General features: G+C 71.4%; 14 protein-coding genes and 1 tRNA gene. 2 read left to right on the forward strand and 13 right to left on the reverse strand.

The genetic code is table 11. From position 1 onward, the window contains the following. Positions 1-5: 5 nt before the first annotated feature. From KIK06_RS14300 to KIK06_RS14310, 3 genes are read right to left on the reverse strand one after another with little or no spacing between them, the layout of a single operon-like run. Positions 6-911: a carbohydrate ABC transporter permease gene (locus tag KIK06_RS14300; protein WP_017597823.1), complete on the reverse strand. Its 906-nt coding sequence runs from the start codon at positions 909-911 to the stop codon at positions 6-8. Further along, positions 908-1,756 carry a carbohydrate ABC transporter permease gene (locus tag KIK06_RS14305; protein WP_268645994.1) on the reverse strand — a complete coding sequence of 283 codons (849 nt, stop codon included), beginning with the start codon at positions 1,754-1,756 and terminating at the stop codon, positions 908-910. The genes KIK06_RS14300 and KIK06_RS14305 overlap by 4 nt, the downstream gene beginning before the upstream one ends. Before the next feature lie 55 nt (positions 1,757-1,811). Beyond that, positions 1,812-3,098, reverse strand: coding sequence for an ABC transporter substrate-binding protein (locus KIK06_RS14310; RefSeq protein ID WP_268643506.1), 1,287 nt, complete (start codon positions 3,096-3,098; stop codon positions 1,812-1,814). Positions 3,099-3,431: 333 nt separating this feature from the next. Here KIK06_RS14310 and KIK06_RS14315 point away from each other — a divergent pair, with 333 nt between their 5' ends. Further along, the gene (locus tag KIK06_RS14315; protein ID WP_268643507.1) at positions 3,432-5,060 is read left to right on the forward strand and encodes a glycoside hydrolase family 13 protein; all 1,629 of its coding nucleotides are present in this window, start codon (positions 3,432-3,434) and stop codon (positions 5,058-5,060) included. Positions 5,061-5,153: 93 nt separating this feature from the next. Here the strand turns inward: KIK06_RS14315 and KIK06_RS14320 are convergent, their stop codons facing one another. From KIK06_RS14320 to nadD, 6 genes are all read right to left on the reverse strand, one after another. Then, positions 5,154-5,933: a hypothetical protein gene (locus KIK06_RS14320; protein WP_268643508.1), complete on the reverse strand. Its 780-nt coding sequence runs from the start codon at positions 5,931-5,933 to the stop codon at positions 5,154-5,156. A gap of 296 nt (positions 5,934-6,229) precedes the next feature. After that, on the reverse strand, positions 6,230-6,787 hold the full coding sequence (locus KIK06_RS14325; protein ID WP_268643509.1) for a hypothetical protein: 558 nt from the start codon (positions 6,785-6,787) through the stop codon (positions 6,230-6,232). A 280-nt stretch (positions 6,788-7,067) separates the two neighbouring features. Continuing rightward, positions 7,068-7,140, reverse strand: a tRNA-Ala gene (locus KIK06_RS14330). Between the two features lie 83 nt (positions 7,141-7,223). Next, positions 7,224-7,850 (reverse strand): histidine phosphatase family protein, encoded by a 627-nt coding sequence (locus KIK06_RS14335; protein WP_017597819.1) that lies wholly within the window; start codon positions 7,848-7,850, stop codon positions 7,224-7,226. Between the two features lie 26 nt (positions 7,851-7,876). After that, complete coding sequence (gene rsfS / locus KIK06_RS14340) at positions 7,877-8,275, reverse strand: ribosome silencing factor (protein WP_017597818.1); 399 nt, start codon at positions 8,273-8,275, stop codon at positions 7,877-7,879. Positions 8,276-8,292: 17 nt separating this feature from the next. Continuing rightward, complete coding sequence (gene nadD / locus KIK06_RS14345) at positions 8,293-8,865, reverse strand: nicotinate-nucleotide adenylyltransferase (protein WP_268645995.1); 573 nt, start codon at positions 8,863-8,865, stop codon at positions 8,293-8,295. 289 nt (positions 8,866-9,154) lie between these two features. Between nadD and KIK06_RS14350 the strand changes: the two genes are divergently transcribed. Beyond that, complete coding sequence (locus KIK06_RS14350) at positions 9,155-10,189, forward strand: M48 family metallopeptidase (protein ID WP_017597816.1); 1,035 nt, start codon at positions 9,155-9,157, stop codon at positions 10,187-10,189. 67 nt (positions 10,190-10,256) lie between these two features. Here the strand turns inward: KIK06_RS14350 and KIK06_RS14355 are convergent, their stop codons facing one another. The 4 genes from KIK06_RS14355 to KIK06_RS14370 form a co-directional block, all read right to left on the reverse strand. Beyond that, positions 10,257-10,985: an alpha/beta hydrolase family protein gene (locus tag KIK06_RS14355; protein WP_268643510.1), complete on the reverse strand. Its 729-nt coding sequence runs from the start codon at positions 10,983-10,985 to the stop codon at positions 10,257-10,259. A 27-nt stretch (positions 10,986-11,012) separates the two neighbouring features. Next, on the reverse strand, positions 11,013-13,376 hold the full coding sequence (locus tag KIK06_RS14360) for a bifunctional salicylyl-CoA 5-hydroxylase/oxidoreductase (RefSeq protein ID WP_268643511.1): 2,364 nt from the start codon (positions 13,374-13,376) through the stop codon (positions 11,013-11,015). A gap of 135 nt (positions 13,377-13,511) precedes the next feature. Beyond that, the gene (locus tag KIK06_RS14365) at positions 13,512-15,128 is read right to left on the reverse strand and encodes an AMP-binding protein (protein ID WP_268643512.1); all 1,617 of its coding nucleotides are present in this window, start codon (positions 15,126-15,128) and stop codon (positions 13,512-13,514) included. Between the two features lie 21 nt (positions 15,129-15,149). Next, a complete protein-coding gene (locus KIK06_RS14370) occupies positions 15,150-16,307 on the reverse strand; it encodes an acyl-CoA dehydrogenase family protein (RefSeq protein WP_268643514.1) in 1,158 nt (385 codons plus the stop codon).

Here is a 16,307-nt window from a genome sequence, read left to right on the forward strand (position 1 = left end):
TCCGTTCACCCCTTGACGGCCCCCGAGGTCAGGCCCGCCACGATCCGGCGTTGCAGAAGCAGGGCGAAGACGATGAGCGGGATCGAGACCAGGACCGAGGCCGCCATGATCTGCCCGATCGGGTTCTCGTAGCCGACCCGCTCGAAGGTGCCCACGAACACCGGGACGGTCTGCACGTTGAGGTCGTTCGGGGCGAAGGAGAAGGCCAGCAGGAACTCGTTGGTGGCGTAGACGAAGGTGAGGATCGCCGCCGCCCCCACTCCGGGGGCGGCCAGCGGCGCGACCACCCGTAGGAAGGCCTGGAACGGCGTGGCGCCGTCCACCTTGGCCGACTCCTCGATCTCCTTCGGGATGCCCGAGAAGAACGTGGCGAGGATGAAGATGGACAGTGGCAGGGTCAGCGCGACGTAGGGGATCACCATGCCCGTGTACGTGTTGAGCAGGTTGATCCCCGTCCACTGGTTGAGTTCCAGGTACATCTGGTACAGCGGGTTGACCAGGGCGACCGGTGGGAACAGCGTCGCGACCAGAGTCACCGCCAGGATCACGAACTTGCCCGCCAACGGCAACCGGGCCAGCGCGTACCCCGCCAGGGAGGCCACCGGGACGCAGACCACCGTCGTCACCGAGGCCACGATCAGCGAGTTGCGCAGCGCGAAGTGGAAGCCCTGGCCGATGATCTGCCGGTAGTTGTCCAGGTCGAACGGCCCCTGGAGGATGTTCGGGTCGGTCAGCGCCACCGATCCCGTACGCAGGCTGGTCATCGCCATCCACAGGAACGGGAACAGGCACCAGCCCAACACCAGGAGCAGCCCCAGCGGCTTGAGTGCGTTGACCGCCGCCGGGGGCGTCCCCCGACGGCGCGCGGTCCCCGGCCGGGTCGGGGCCGCCGTCCGCGTCCGGCCCGTCATCGCCTCTCCTTCCGTGCCACGTCGCCCACCATGTGGCGGCCCATCCGGCTGATGAAGGCCAGTCCGACGAGCATGACGACGACGAACGTCACCGTGGACAGCGCGTTGGCGTACCCCGGTTTCGGGTCAGCGACCAGGAACCGCTGCGCGTACACCGACAGGGTCGCGACCGAGTTGGAGTACCCGGCGAACACGTACGCGAAGTCGAACATGCGCAGCGCGTCCACCGTCCGGAACAGCAGTGCGACGACGATCGCCGGGCGCAGCAGCGGCAGGGTGATGTGCGAGAACCGCTGGACCGCGCCCGCTCCATCGACCTTGGCCGCCTCGTAGTAGTCCTTCGGGATGGTCTGGAGACCGGCCAGGAGCAGCAGCGCCACGAACGGCGCGGTCTTCCACACGTCGGCACTGATGATGCCGACCATGGTCCAGGTGGGGTCCCGCAGCCAGTTGATGTCGGTGCCGAGTACCGCGTTCACGAAGCCCGGATTGCGATCGAACATGTACCGCCACACCTGGGCGGCGACCGCGGTGGGGATCACCCAGGGCACCAGGATGACCGCCCGGGTCAGGCCCCGGCCAACGAACGCCTGGTGCATGATCAGGGCGAACGCCATCCCGATGGCGAACTCCAGCGCCACCGACGCCACGGTGAACACCAGCGTGTTGCCCACGGCGTTGTAGAAGCCGGAGTCGCTGAGCACACGGAGGTAGTTGTCGAGGCCTACGGGCTCGCGCCGGAACCCGCGGATCCGGTACAGGCTGATCCCGATCGCGTAGAGGACCGGGAAGAGCGCGATCACGGCCATGAAGGCGAACGACGGGGTGAGGAACACCCACCCCATCGCCCGTTCTCCCAAGCCCTGTCGCCTGCGGACGTTCGTGGTCGTGGTCATGGCCCTACTCTTGTTCGAGCGCGGCGTCGGCCGCCTGGTCGACGTCCTCCAGCGCCGCGGCCGGGTTCTCCTGCCCGATGTAGGCGGGGTGCAGGTTGTCCTGGATGGCCAGGGACAGAGCGTTGTATCCGGGCACCGGCGGACGCGCGTGCGCCTGGGCGAGAACCTCGCCGAGCAGCTCCAGACGCGGGTCGTTGACGTCGTCGTAAGCACTGGTCAGGGTCGGAGGCAGACTGCTGTCGGCCAGGATCGTCTGGGCCTCGGGGTCGGTGGCGGCCCACAGGACGAACTCACGGGCGAGCCCGGGGGTGTCGCTGAGCGAGCTGACGGCGTTGTTGAGCCCGCCCAACGCGCTGGTGGTGCCCTCACCGGTGAAGGTCGGCAGCGGAGCGACCGCGAAGTCCCCGGCGACCGCGCTGCCCTCGCCCTCCAGGAGCGGGACGGCGTAGGGCCAGTTGCGCATGTAGACGGCCTCGCCCGCCTGGAAGAGGGCACGGGCGTCGTCTTCGACCATCGAGTCGAAACCCTCGGCGTAGAAGCCGGTCTCGTAGGCCTCGGTCATGAAGTCCAGTGCGGTCTCGGCAGCGTCCCCCTCCAGGAAGGTGCTGTGCTCCTGGGCGTCGTCGAACAGCTCGCCGCCCGCCGACCAGTACAGCTCCAGGAAGTTGACGACGAAGCCTTCGTAGCGGTCGCCCTGGCCGACGTAGGCGGAGACACCCGCTTTCCCGGCCGCCTCGGTACCGGTCTCGTAGAGCTCCTCCCACGTGGTGGGCGGTTCGTCGATGAGGTCGGTGCGGTAGTAGAGGAGCGCGCCGTTGGAGGAGTAGGGCAGTGCGTACAGCTCCTCCCGCCACTGGGCGCTGTCGACCGCGCCCGCCAGGCTGGTGCCCTCGATCCTCGGCCTGAACTCCTCCAGGCTCTCGAGGTAGCCGAAATTGGCGAACTCTCCGGTCCAGATCACGTCGAGTCCGAGGACGTCGAACCCCCCGGCCTGGCTCTGGAGATCCTGGAACAGGGCCTGGCGCTGCTCGTCGGCGGTGGGTGCCAGGAAGAAGATGTCGACCCGCCGGTCCGGATTCTCCTCGTTCCACAGCCGGGCGACGGCCTCGTGAATCTGCCGGTCGGCACCGGTGAGCGCCCAGACGAACCGCGGGTCGTCGGCCAGACCGGCGGTGCCGCCGCCCCCGCCCGGCGGTTCCCCGCACGCGGCGGCCACGGTCAGGACCAGTGCCCCGAACCCGGCGGCGCAGGTGCGGACCGCCGCCCCCGCACGCCGTGCGATGACGGACATGGCGCTCTCCTTTCGCGCCGGCCGGAGACGGGCGCGCGGTGTCGAGCCAGTCGTGGACCAACCGTGAGGCTCTCCGGAAGGAAACAGTGCCGTCACCCTCATCGTTCTCTAACGTGGTCCGCATGTCCAACAGGCCCGCGAGCACGCGTGATGTCGCCCGGCGGGTCCGTCAACGCGTCCAGGAGTCGGCCGATCGCGACACGCTCGCCTGTCAGGTCCGCGAGGTCCGCTCCTGGCGGGGCCACCCGCCCGGATCATCCTCCGGCGCTCCATCGCGGCCGTGAGGGGAACGCGCGGTCTGCCCCGACGCACAATCGACCACAGGGGGAACTCATGCAGCAGTGGTGGCGCGACGCGGTCCTCTACCAGGTCTACCCGCGCAGTTTCTCCGACTTCGACGGTGACGGCGTGGGCGACCTCCCAGGGATCACGGCCCGGATGGACCACATCAGCGACCTGGGCGCCGACGGGATCTGGCTGACCCCGTTCAACCCCTCGCCATGGGCGGACGGCGGCTACGACGTCGCCGACTTCCGGGACGTGGATCCGCTGTTGGGAAGCCTGGACGACTTCGACACCATGGTGCGAGCGGCCCACGAGCGCGATCTTCGCGTGGTGATCGACATCGTGCCCAACCACACCTCCGAGGCACATCCCTGGTTCCGCGCGGCCCTGGCGGCCGGGCCCGGATCGCCCGAACGCGACCGGTACGTCTTCCGGGACGGCCGGGGGCCGGACGGGGAACTGCCACCGTCCAACTGGCGGTCGACCTTCGGCGGCCCGGCCTGGACCCGGGTGCCCGACGGGCAGTGGTACCTGCACTTCTTCGCCCCCCAGCAGCCCGACCTGAACTGGGACGACCCGCGGGTGCGCGACGAGTTCCGCGACATCCTCCGGTTCTGGAGCCGCCGCGGGGTGGACGGGTTCCGCGTCGACGTCGCCTACGGGCTGGTCAAGGACCTGGCCGAGCCGCTGCGCGACCTGGTCCTGGTGGACGGCGGCCGGTACGAGGACATCGCGGCCAACCCGGACCATCCGCTCATGGACCGCCCCGGGGTCCATGACGTCTACCGGGACTGGCGCCGGGTCCTGGCGGAGTTCGACCCGCCCCCGACCACCGTCGGCGAGGTGTGGCTGCCCGCCGACCGCCGGATCCGCTACACCCGCCCCGACGAACTGGACCAGACCTTCAACTTCGACTTCCTGCTCACTCCGTGGGACGCCGGCTCCTATCGGCGCGTGATCGATGCCTCCATCACCGACGCCGCGCGGACGGGCACGGTGGCGACGTGGGTGACCAACAACCATGACCTGGTGCGTCGGGTGTCGGTCCTGGGCCTGCCCCCTGGCACCGACCTACGGACCTGGCTGCTCGGTGACGGCCGCGACCCCGCCCCGGACCTCGATCTGGGCACGCGCCGCGCCCGTGCGCTGGCCCTGCTGATGCTGGCACTGCCCGGGTCGGCCTATCTCTACCAGGGGGAGGAGCTGGGGCTGCCCGAGGTCGCCGACCTTCCCCCCGAGGCGTTGGAGGACCCGCGCTGGCCACGCAGCGGGCACACCGACAAGGGAAGGGACGGCTCACGGGTCCCGCTGCCGTGGACGGTGGACGGCCCCTCCCACGGCTTCGGTGACGGAGGTTCCTGGCTCCCCCAGCCCGCGGGGTGGGGTCGTTGGTCGGTGGAGGCTCAGGCGGGGGATCCGGGGTCGACTCTGAACCTGTACCGGCGGGCGCTCGCCGCACGGCGGGGGTTCTCCGCCGACGAGTCCCTGACCTGGGACGCGGAGCTGGACGGCGGTCCCCTCATGGCGTTCTGGCGCGGAGCGCAGACACTGGTCCTGGTCAACACCGGTCCCGACGCGGTGCGGCTTCCGCCGGGGGAGGTCCTGGTGGCCAGTGCCGAACTGGACGGGGCGCTACCGGGCGACACCGCCGTGTGGTTGCGCCGCCCGCGCGGGTGAGGAGCTCGGTCCGCCCCTCACGGTGAGACAACGGGGCGGGGCGCTCGCAACCACGCCCCGCCTCGGAACACGGACGTTCCCGACCGCTCCCGGTCAGCTGAGCCGTCGGACGCCGAAGGGCTCGAAGTCGTAGAGCTGCTCATTGATCCGGAGCCCGTCGACCGCGCCGACGAAGGCGTTGTCCCTGCCCTTGCTGATGGCCAGGCTGAAGGTGATCTCCGCGTCCGGCAGCTTCTCCTTGAGCTCGGCGAACGAGCACGGGCTCGACCCGGTACAGCCGATCGCGGGTCCCGTCGCCCCGGTGGCGAACCAGGCGCTGCCGTCAGCGTCGGCGCGATATTTCTGCCACACGTTGTTGGACGGGGTCGCGGGGGCTGACGGACTGTTGGAGCTCTCGGGCAGATATACCAGGCTTGAGAAGGTCACGTTCGGGTCCAATCCGGGGTTGACCTCCAACAAGGCGCCCGGCAACGAGACACCCGACAGGCTGTCCATTCCGACGAATATCCAGTAGTTCAGCTTCCTGATGTCCGCGAGTCGCAGACCCGCGAAGTCCGTCTCGTTCCCGAAGTCGATCTTCTCCGTGCCGTCGGCGACGATGATCCCCAGACTGCCCCTGCCGAAGGGCGGCGGCTGAGTCGCCGCGGGGCCGCCGTCCGTACGACCGAAGGGGCCGTCCCGGAACACGGCGTTCGGCGAGCCCAGCGTATTCCGGCCGATGACACCCCACGTGAACGGCCGAGCATGGGAATGGGACTCGGCGGTCTCCTTGCCCTCCCCCTCGGCCGACGCGGGCGCTCCCGCCACCACGAGGGCGCTGCCCACCACGGCCAGGCCGGACAGGACGCATGTCAGACGCTTGGCGATTCTCATGAATTCTCCTCCTGGATGAATTCCGTCCCCATATCGCTAAATATTCGGAAGGACAGAGCCATGACGCACCGGGTGGAGAGCGACACGGAGTCCTCAGGTCGATCACCTTAGATCCGGAAACTTCCAGCCAGATCCAGCAAAACCCAAGGATCCGAGAACGGTGGAATATTTGGAATTTCCTTTACGGAGCAAAGTGAGATGAAATTTATCGAATCACTTCATCTCATGAAATCCCTACTTGTGGACTGAAAAGGGCCGAGGCGGCGCGCGTGAGGGAGAGCCGGGCGCGGCGGCCGTCAGTCCAGTTCACCGACGTGGAGGACCACGACCCAGTCGTCGGTGACCAGGAGGTAGTCCACCCACAGGAAGTCGTACTCGCAGCACCTGCCCGCCGAACCGGTCAGCGCGTGGGCCCGCCGCACCTCGCCGAGGCCCGCCTCCAGCTCCAGGGCGAGTTCTTCGACGTGCCACCGCATGCGCTCACGCGGCCCCCTGAGCATCGACATCCCGCCCCGACGCCGCGCGATGTCCCTGAACAGCGCCTCGTACCACACCCCGCGCAGCTTCCGCGCCTTGTGGAGTCGTATCTCGAAGGGCAGCCCCCGGTACACCCGCCGTGCCAGATCCTCCGCGTCCTCCCGGCCCGCGCGCAGCCGTGCGCGCGGGATCACACCGGTGAGGTCCGCACTGAGACCGGTCGCGTTGCCGCACCCCTCCCAGACACCCGCGATCCTGTCGGCGTGCCGTTGGACGCGCTCCTCGACCTCGTTCGCGTGCGTCCGCCACTCCCCGTCGACCCCCTCGCTGATTCCCACACCCGGTTCGACGGTCACCGCGCCCCCCGGTTCCGTCACCGGAGGGACGAGGCACCGTGCCGCGAAGCGCGACGGCCAGGCGTCGGTCGGCACATCGGGGGTCCGGGGGGTCGTCCCCAGAAGAAACGACGAGACGACCCGGCGAGCGCGGCCAGCCCGGACACGACCCGAACCCGAGCCGACGCGGGCCGTGCCGCCAAACGCGACGGCCGAAGGCCGAGCGGCACACCGGGGGTTCGGGGGGTCGTCCCCCCGGCAAACACGAAGGACGACCCGGCGAGGCGGCCGAAGGCCCCCGAGCAGGGTCGTCCTGAGTCCGTGGAGCTATGGGGATTCGAACCCCAGACCTCCTCCATGCCATGGAGGCGCGCTACCAACTGCGCCATAGCCCCGTGTGGGAGTCGTGCGGGTGTGTCGCCCGCCGACTCCCAGAACCTTAGCGGAATCCGGCGCGAACGTCGAAACGGAGTCCTGGTCAGGCGTCGTCGCTGAGCACGACGGGCTCTGGAAGGCTCGCGGCGTTGTGTTCCATGAGCCGCCATCTGTCCCGTCTGCGTTGGAGGACCGACCAGCAGCAGTTGCTGAGCGGGCCGAGCACCTCCCGCTGCCCGTCGGGGATCCCCAGCATCCTGGAGATACCCACCCGAACCGCGGCGCCGTGGCTGACGACGACCAGCAGTCCCCCGGACGGCGTCCGCTCCAGCGCACGGTCGACGGCCGCGGTCATCCGGTCTCCGACATCGGAGATGTCCTCCCCGTCGGGGATGTCCATCACGGCGTGCTGGGCGGGCCAGCGGGCGGACAGCTCCGCCCCGGTCAGTCCCTCCCAGGAGCCGCCGAAGCGTTCACGCAACCCTTTGTCGTACTCGACCGCGACCCCTGACGCACGGCTGAGGTACCCGGCGGTGTCGGCCGCCCTCCGCAGGTCGGAGGCGACGATGACGTCGGGTTCCAGAGTGGCGAGCACGCGGCCCGCCCGTTCGGCCTGGGCGTGGCCGAGCCGGTCGAGTTCGATGTCGGTCTGTCCCTGGAAGCGGTTCTCGACGTTCCAGGCCGTACGTCCGTGCCGCCAGAACAGCACGCGGGGGATGGTGTCGCTCACGTGGTCGCGTCTTCCTCGTTCGGCGGCTACTGCTCGTCCAGCGGGGTGCGCTCGGCGCCGCGCGCGTTCTCGGGAAGGCTGATCTCGGGGCAGTCCTTCCACAGGCGTTCGAGGCCGTAGTACCCGCGCTCCTCCTCGTGCTGGATGTGCACGACGATGTCCGCGTAGTCCAGCAGCACCCAGCGGCCGTCCCGCTCGCCCTCGCGCCGCACCGGCTTGGCTCCGGCCTTGAGGCGGAGCTGGTCCTCGACCTCGTCGACGATCGCGCGGACCTGCCGGTCGTTGGGCGCCGAGCACAGCACGAAGGCGTCGGTGATGACGAGCTGGTCGCTGACGTCGTAGGCGATGATCTCCTGCGCGAGCTTGTCGGAGGCGGCCTCTGCGGCGACCCTGACCAGCTCCAGCGCCCTGTCGGTGGCTGTCACGTTGTGCTTGCTGCCTTTCAGCTCTCTCGGTAGAGCCCGGTCTTGTTGATGTAGCGGACGATGCCGTCGGGGACCAGGTACCAGATGGGTTCGCCCTTGCGGACCCGCTCCCGGCACTCGGTCGAGGAGATGGCCAACGCGGGAACCTCCACCAGCGAGACCTTGCCCTCGGGCAGCCCGGAGTCACTGAGATGGTGCCCGGGACGGTTACAGCCTACGAAATGCGCGAGCTCGAAGAGTTCGTCGACGTTGTGCCAGCTCAGAATGGCGCCGAGCGCGTCGGCTCCGGTGATGAAGTACAGCTCGACGTCGGGGCCGTAGGAGGCGCGCATCTCACGCAGGGTGTCCAGGGTGTACGTGGGCCCGGCGCGGTCGATCTCGATGCGGTCGACCCGGAACTGGGGGTTCTCGGCGGTGGCGATCACCGTCATGAGGTAGCGGTCCTCGGAGGGGGTGACGTTGTCGGGGTCCTTCTGCCAGGGCTGGCCCGTGGGGACGAACACGACCTCGTCGAGGTCGAAAAGGTGGGCCACCTCACTGGCGGCGACGAGGTGCCCGTGGTGGATGGGGTCGAAGGTGCCACCCATGATGCCGACCTTGGTGGGGGCGGCTCCGGCCCTGGTGGGCGCGCCGGTCGCTTCGTTGGCCACTGTGCGCTCCGTTTCGCCGTGGTCGTGGTCGTTGCCGGGATCGGCCAACCGAGATTAGCCGACGGGGTGTACCGTCGTCGGCGCTTTTTCCCGATATGCCCCTGGAACTGGGTCAACGAGTGGTGGGACGGGTTCCTTCCCCGCGGTTCCCGAAGGATCGGCGAATCACGTCATATCTCGATTGCCCGAAACCGTGGCCAACCGCCATCGCGACGCATAGCATGCCGGTATGGCGAACTCACCAGACCGCGTACGCGTCCGGCTCTCCGAGATCTCACCCCGCGCCTACGAGCACCCGGCCGACCGGGGCGCCCTGGTCGCGCTGCGCTCGCTGCGCGGGTTCGACGAGGTGTTCAAGCGCATGTCCGGGCTCTTCAACGAGCGGGCTCTGCGCCTGATGTTCCTGTCCAGCGCGGTGCGCGTGGGCCCCACCCAGTTCCCGCACCTGCACGACTACGTGCGCGACGCCGCCTACGTCCTGGACCTGGACGAGGTTCCCGAGCTCTACGTCCAGATGAACCCCAAGCCCAACGCGATGGCGATCGGCAGCCAGAAGCCGTTCATCGTCATGACCACGGGTCTGTTCGACCTGCTCGACGCCGAGGAGCAGCGGTTCGTCATCGGCCATGAGGTCGGCCACATCCTCAGCGGCCACGCCGTCTACCGCACGATGCTGCTGGCCCTGATCCAGCTCGCCGCCCGCGTGGCGTGGATCCCGCTGGGCTACATCGGCCTGCGCGCCATCGTGGCCGCGCTGGAGGAGTGGTACCGCAAGTCCGAGCTGTCCTGCGACCGCGCGGGCGTCCTGGCCTGCCAGGACCCCGAGGCGGGCAAGCGCGCGCTGATGAAGATGGCGGGCGGCTCCACCCTGGCGGAGATGAACCCCGACGCCTTCCTGGAGCAGGCCCGCGAGTACGAGCGCGGCGGCGACGCACGCGACAGCCTCCTCAAGCTACTCAGCCTCAGCGGGCAGACCCACCCGTTCGCGGTGGTCCGCCTGGCCGAGCTGCACCGGTGGGTGGAGGACGGTTCCTACCAGCGCATCCTGGGCGGTGACTACCCGCGCCGCTCCTCGGACCGCGACGCCAGTGTCGGCCAGGAGGCCCGCAACGCCGCCAACCACTACAAGGACGCGTGGGAGCGATCGGAGGACCCGCTCCTGGGCACCCTGCGCGACGTCGCCGGAAGCGCGGCCAGCGCGGGCGGGAAGATCTTCGACACCGTCGCCGACCGCTGGCGGGGCGGGTCCGCCCAGAAGTCCTGACGGGTCCCGGACGTCCGGACGCGCCGGCGGCCGACCGGACACCCCGCCCCGGTCGGCCCGGGAGCGCTCAGCGCCGGTCGAGGCGGTCGCGGACCGCACCCCAGGCGGGGTGCGCGGGGTCGATGACCGCGAAGTGGTCGGCCCCGGCCACCTCCCGGTAGTCCACCGCGTCCCCGGCCGCGCGGGCCGCCGCCACGTAGTCGCGGCTGTGCGCCACCGGGACCCGGTCGTCCGCGTCGCCGTGCACGACCAGCTGGGGCACCCCGACAGGAAGCCGGTGGCGGGGTGATGTGGTCTCGTACAGACCCGGGTCGGGATCGGGGCCCAGGAACGGTTCGACCGCGCCCTCGCCCAGCCCCGCGTCGGCGCAGCGCCGCAGGTCGGTGATCGGGGCGAGCGCCACCACGTCGGTGACGGGGGAGTCCACCGCGGTGAGCAGGGCCAGGTGCCCGCCCGCCGAGTGCCCCACCGACGCCACCCGGGAGGCGTCCAGCGCGCCGTCCTCCCGGTCGATGGTCTCCGCGAGCAGCTCCAGCGCGCGGGCGACGTCGTCGCGGGTGCGCGGCCACCCTCCCCCGTCGGCCCCCGTGCGCCGGTACTCCACGTTCCACACGTCCCACCCGGCGGCGCTCAGGTCCCGGGCCAGCGGCTCCATGAGACGGGCGTCGTGCAGGTCGCGCCACCATCCTCCGTGCAGCAGTACCGCGACCGGCGCGGGCCGGTCGGCTCCGTCGGCGGGGGCCCACCGGTGGACGGTCTGGCTGGGGTGCTCCCCGTAGGTGAGGGTCGTCGGCACGGGCCTCTCCATCGTCGTGGGCGGGCGTCATCGGCCGGGGCGCCAGCGCCGGTGGCGGGTGGCGTCGGCTCCTGGGGAACGTAGCAGGTCGAGTCGGGGGCGGGGCCCGTCGGTGCGGCCCGTGGGCGGTTTCCGGCTACCCGCCCGGAAGGGAGGCGGCCAGGTCGCGCCGGGGCCCTCATACCCCTGGTCGGCGGCGGCGTGCAGTGTCCAGTGCGGGTCGTACAGATGGGGTCGTCCCAGAGCGCACAGGTCGGCGCGACCGGCCAGGATGGTGGAGTTGACGTCGTCGTGGGAGGAGATCGCCCCCACCGCGATGACGGGGACCCCGGTCTCCCGGCGGATGCGTTCGGCGAAGGGCACCTGGTAGCTGCGGCCGCGCGCGGGCCGTTCGTCGGGGGTGACCTGTCCGGTGGAGACGTCGATGGCGTCGGCCCCGGCGGCGGCCAGGGCGCGGGCGACCTCCACGGCGTCGTCGGCGGTGGTGCCGCCCTCCACCCAGTCGGTGGCGGAGATCCGCACGGTGAGGGGTTTGTGGTCGGGCCACGCCGCCCGGACCGCGGTGAGCACCTCCAGGGGGTAGCGCAGACGGGCGGCCAGGTCGCCGCCGTAGGCGTCGGTGCGGCGGTTGGTGACCGGGGACAGGAAGCCGGACAGCAGGTACCCGTGGGCGCAGTGCAGCTCCAGCAGGTCGAACCCGGCCCGGTCGGCGGCGAGCGCGGCGGCGACGAAATCGTCGCGGATCGCGGCCATGGCGGCGGCGTCGAGTTCGCGGGGGACCTGGTTGACGCCCTCCCGGTACGGGATCGGGGACGGCGCGACGATCGGCCAGTTGCCCTCCGGGAGCGGTTCGTCCATCCCCTCCCACATGCGCCGGGTGGACCCCTTGCGTCCGGAGTGGCCGAGCTGGACGCCGACACGCGCTCCGCTGTGAGCGTGCACGAAGTCGGTGACCCGGCGCCAGGCGGTCTCGTGTTCGGTCCGGTACAGGCCGGAGCAACCGGGGGTGATGCGCCCCTCGGCCGACACGCACACCATCTCCGTCATGACCAATCCGGCGCCGCCGAGGGCCTTGCCGCCGAGGTGGACCAGGTGGAAGTCCTGCGGGGTGCCGTCCACGGCGGAGTACACGTCCATGGCCGAGACCACCACCCGGTTGGCCAGTTCCAGTCCGCCCAGGCGGAAGGGGTGGAACATGGGCGGGCGGGGTGCGACGGGGGCGGCGCCGGCGCGGTCGGCGAACCAAGCGTCCACCTCGGCGACGAACTCGGGGTCGCGCAGGCGCAGGTTGTCGTAGGTGACCCGGCGACTGCGGGTGAGCAGGTCGAAGGCGAACTGGACGGGCTCCTGTCCGACGTGGCGGCCGATGCCCTCGAACCACTCCATGCTGGCCTGGGCCGCGCGCTGGGTACTGGCCACGACGGGGCCGCGCTCGGTCTCGTAGGCGGCCAGGGCGGAGGGGACGGTGGGGTTCTCGTGCAGGCAGGCGGCCAGGGCCAGGGCGTCCTCCATGGCGAGCTTGGTGCCCGACCCGATGGAGAAGTGCGCGGTGTGCGCGGCGTCGCCGAGGAGTACGACGTTGCCGTGGTGCCAGGAGCGGTTGCGCACCGTGGTGAACCGCTGCCACCGGGAGTTGTTGGGCAGCAGGCGGCCGCCGTCGAGGACGTCGGCGAAGAGCGTGGAGCAGCGGGCGATGCTCTCGGTGTCGCTGCGGCCGGGTCGGGGGTCGCAGCGCTCGGCGAGGTCGGCGAAACCGGCCGCCCGCCACACGTCCTCGTGCGTCTCCACCAGGAACGTGCTGGCGTCGGCGGAGTAGGGGTAGCAGTGCAGCTGCATGACGCCGTGGGGGGTCTCCAGGACGTGGAACCGGAAGGCGTCGAACACCCGGTCGGTGCCCAACCACATGAACCGGTTGCGGCCGTGTTCCAGGGTGGTGCCGAAGGCGTCGGCGTAGGCGGCGCGGGTGCGGCTGTGCGCCCCGTCGGCGGCCACCACCACATCGTGGGCGGCGGCCAGCTCGTCGGCGGGTGGGGCGTGGACGCCGGTCCGCACGCGCACGCCGAGCTCGGCGCAGCGTTCGCGCAGGATCCTCAGCAGGGTCCGGCGGCCGATCGCGGAGAACCCGTGGCCGCCCGAGGTGACGACGGCGCCCCGGTGGTGGACGTCGATGTCGTCCCAGCGGGCGGACTCGGCGGCCAGGGCCGCGTACACGTGGGGGTCGGCGTGTTCGATTCCGCCGAGGGTCTCGTCGGAGAGCACCACCCCGAAGCCGTAGGTGGCGTCGGCCGGGTCGCGTTCGTACACGGTGATCTCGTGGCCGACGTCGAGCTGCTTGGCCAGGGCGGCGAAGTAGAGTCCTCCGGGGCCCGCCCCGACACACGCGATGCGCATGGGGTCCGCCTTCCTGTCAGTGGTCGCGTTCGCCCTGTTCGGAGCTGCCGGGGCAGGTGCCTGCCAGGGCCCGTGCCGTGGAATGGTCGCCCGGGCACGGTCCGGAGCGAGGCGGAAGGGCCCGGAGAAGACCGCCTAGCGCAGCCGGAACCGCTGGAGCTTTCCGGTGGCGGTCCGGGGTAGGACCGGGCGGAACTCGATGGAGCGCGGGGTCTTGTACGGGGAGATGCGTGATCGCACGTACTCCCGGAGCCGCTCCGCGCGGTCCTCGTCGGGGGTGAGGCCGTCGCGCAGCACGACGTAGGCGCGCACGACCTGGCCCCGGTCGGGGTCGGGTACGCCCACGACCGCCGTCTCCTCCACGTCCGGGGAGGTGAGCAGGGCCTCCTCGACCTCGGCCGGGGCGACGTTGTACCCGGCGGTGACGATCATGTCGTCGCTGCGCGCCCGATACCATAGGTAGCCGTCCGCGTCGCGGACGTAGGTGTCTCCGGTGAGGTTCCAGCCGTCGCGGACGTAGTCGCGCTGGCGGTCGTCGTCGAGGTAGCGGCAGCCGACCGGGCCGCGCACGGCCAGGTGTCCGGGCCGCCCGTCGGGTACGGGTCGGCCGTCGTCGTCGAGCACGACCGCCTCGAACCCGGGAACCGGTCGCCCGGTGGAGCCGGGGCGTGTGTGCTCGTCGGTGGAGGAGACGAAGATGTGCAGCATCTCGGTGGCGCCGATCCCGTCGAGCATGCGCAACCCGGTGGCCTCGTGCCAGGCGTGCCAGGTGGCGGCGGGCAGGTGCTCTCCGGCGGAGACGCAGCGCCGCAGCCGCGAAAGGTCGTGGCCGTCGAGCCGCCCGAGCATGGCGCGATAGGCGGTGGGGGCGGTGAACAGGACGCTCACGCCGTGCTCGGCGACGGCGCCGAGCAGGGCCCCGGGGTGGGGCCGTTCCAACAGGACCGAGGAGGCGCCCGCGCGCAGGGGGAAGATCAACAGGCCGCCGAGCCCGAACGTGAAACCGAACGGCGGACTGCCGGTGAACACGTCGTCGGGGGTGGGCCGGAGCACGTGCGCGGAGTAGGTGTCGGCGACGGCGAGGACGTCGCGGTGGAAGTGGACGCAGCCCTTGGGGGTGCCGGTGGTCCCGGAGGTGTAGGCGATCATGCACGCGTCGTCGGCCGCCACGCGCACGGGGGCGAACCCGGCCGGTCGGACGGCGGCGCGTGCGGTGAGGTCCTCGGATCCCGCTCCCCCGTAGGCGATCACGTGCGGAGTGGACGCCATCACGGCCGCGGCGGCGGCCAGGTCGTCGAGGAAGCGGGCGTCGCACAGTGCGTGGGTGACGCGGGCGGAGCGCATGACGGCGGCGAGTTCGTCGGTGCGCAGGACCGGCAGGACGGTGACGACCACTCCCCCGGCCCGCAGGATCCCCAACCAGCAGGCGGCCGTCCAGGGGGAGTTGGGGCCGCGCAGCAGGACCCGCTGCCCCGGGACCAGGCCGGTGTCCTCGACCAGGACGCGCGCCACCCGGTCGGCCCGGTCGCGCAGGGCGCCGTAGGTGAGGCTCTCGCGTTCTCCGACGAGGCAGGGGCGGTCGGCCCCGTGGGTGGCGATGGTCCCGTCCAGGAGCTCCTCGGCGCAGTTGATCCGGTCGGGATAGCGCGGCGCGGGCGGATCGAGGACGAGTTCGGGCCACTGCTCGGGCGGCGGGAGGTGGTCGCGGGTGAAGGTGTCGACGTGGCCGGTGGGTGACAGGGTCGGCGGCATGGGGACCTCCGCGGTCAGGGCCTACGAGGTGGGTGGGGTGCCCGGGATCGGGGGCAGGTGGCGGGCGATGATCTGGCGCTGGACCTCCGAGGCGCCCTCGTAGACGCGCGGTGCGCGGACCTCCCGGTACAGGCGCTCCAGGAGGTGGCCGCGGCGCAGTGCGCGCGCGCCGTGCAGCTGCACGGCGGCGTCCACCACGTACTGGGCGGTCTCGGTGGCCAGCAGCTTGGCCATGGCGGCCCTGAGAGTGACCGCGTCGCCGCCGGTGTCGTACTCCTCGGCCGCCGCGTAGACGAGGAGGCGGGCGGCCTCGACCCGGGTGGCCATCTCGGCGAGGGTGTGGGCGACGGTCTGGAGGCGGTCGAGGGGCGCGCCGAAGGCGTGGCGGCCGCGTGTGTGCTCTCGGGCGGCGGCCAGAGCGGCGTCGGCCATCCCGACCGCGAACGCCCCGACGCTGGGGCGGAAGAGGTCGAGGGTGCGCATGGCGACGGAGAACCCCTCGTCGGGACGGCCCACCACGTCGTCGGCACCGACGGGGACGCCGTCGAGGACCAGGTGGCCCAGAGCGTGCTCGGAGAGCATCTCCAGCGAGGATCCGGTGAGGCCGGGGCGGTCGGCCGGGACGAGGAAGGCGGTGACGCCCCGGGCTCGGGCACCGGGGGTGGTGCGGGCGAAGAGGGTGTAGAAGTCGGCGTCGGGGGCGTTGGAGATCCAGGTCTTCTCACCGTGCAGGCGCCAGCCGCCGCCGTCCGGTTCGGCGCGCAGCGCGAGCGCGGCGGCGTCGGAGCCCGCGCCGGGCTCGGTGAGCGCGAAGGCGGCCACGGCCTCGCCCGCGGCGACGGCGGGGATCCAGCGGCGTCGCTGGGCGGCGGTGCCGGACTGGAGGAGGGGGTAGGCGCCCAGGCCCTGGAGGGCGAGGGCGGTCTCGGCGTGGGTGTCCACGCGCGCCAGGCGCTCCCGGAGCAGGCACAGGCGGGTGGCGGGAGCCTCGCGGAGGGGGCCGCCGTCGTGGGCGCCGGGGAACAGGGCGGGGAGCAGGCCCAGGTCGCGGAGGCGGCGGAGCAGCGGTCGGTCGACTCGGCCCATCGGTTCCCCTGGCGGGGTGGCGGCGAGCTCCGCGGCGCGCTCCCCCACCCAGTCGGCGAACGCGCGGTCAGCGTCGTTCAGAGCGAACCCCAT

The sequence above is a fragment of the Nocardiopsis sp. EMB25 genome (assembly GCF_026797795.1).
In the GTDB taxonomy this organism is placed as follows: Bacteria; Actinomycetota; Actinomycetes; order Streptosporangiales; family Streptosporangiaceae; genus Nocardiopsis; species Nocardiopsis lucentensis.

Coding starts and splice junctions, on each gene's coding strand:
- KIK06_RS14300 (WP_017597823.1), bottom strand. CDS start 911: ATGACGGGCCGGACGCGGACGGCGGCCCCGACCCGGCCGGGGACCGCG.
- KIK06_RS14305 (WP_268645994.1), bottom strand. CDS start 1,756: ATGGGGTGGGTGTTCCTCACCCCGTCGTTCGCCTTCATGGCCGTGATC.
- KIK06_RS14310 (WP_268643506.1), bottom strand. CDS start 3,098: ATGTCCGTCATCGCACGGCGTGCGGGGGCGGCGGTCCGCACCTGCGCC.
- KIK06_RS14315 (WP_268643507.1), top strand. CDS start 3,432: ATGCAGCAGTGGTGGCGCGACGCGGTCCTCTACCAGGTCTACCCGCGC.
- KIK06_RS14320 (WP_268643508.1), bottom strand. CDS start 5,933: ATGAGAATCGCCAAGCGTCTGACATGCGTCCTGTCCGGCCTGGCCGTG.
- KIK06_RS14350 (WP_017597816.1), top strand. CDS start 9,155: ATGGCGAACTCACCAGACCGCGTACGCGTCCGGCTCTCCGAGATCTCA.
- KIK06_RS14360 (WP_268643511.1), bottom strand. CDS start 13,376: ATGCGCATCGCGTGTGTCGGGGCGGGCCCCGGAGGACTCTACTTCGCC.
- KIK06_RS14365 (WP_268643512.1), bottom strand. CDS start 15,128: ATGCCGCCGACCCTGTCACCCACCGGCCACGTCGACACCTTCACCCGC.
- KIK06_RS14370 (WP_268643514.1), bottom strand. CDS start 16,307: ATGGGGTTCGCTCTGAACGACGCTGACCGCGCGTTCGCCGACTGGGTG.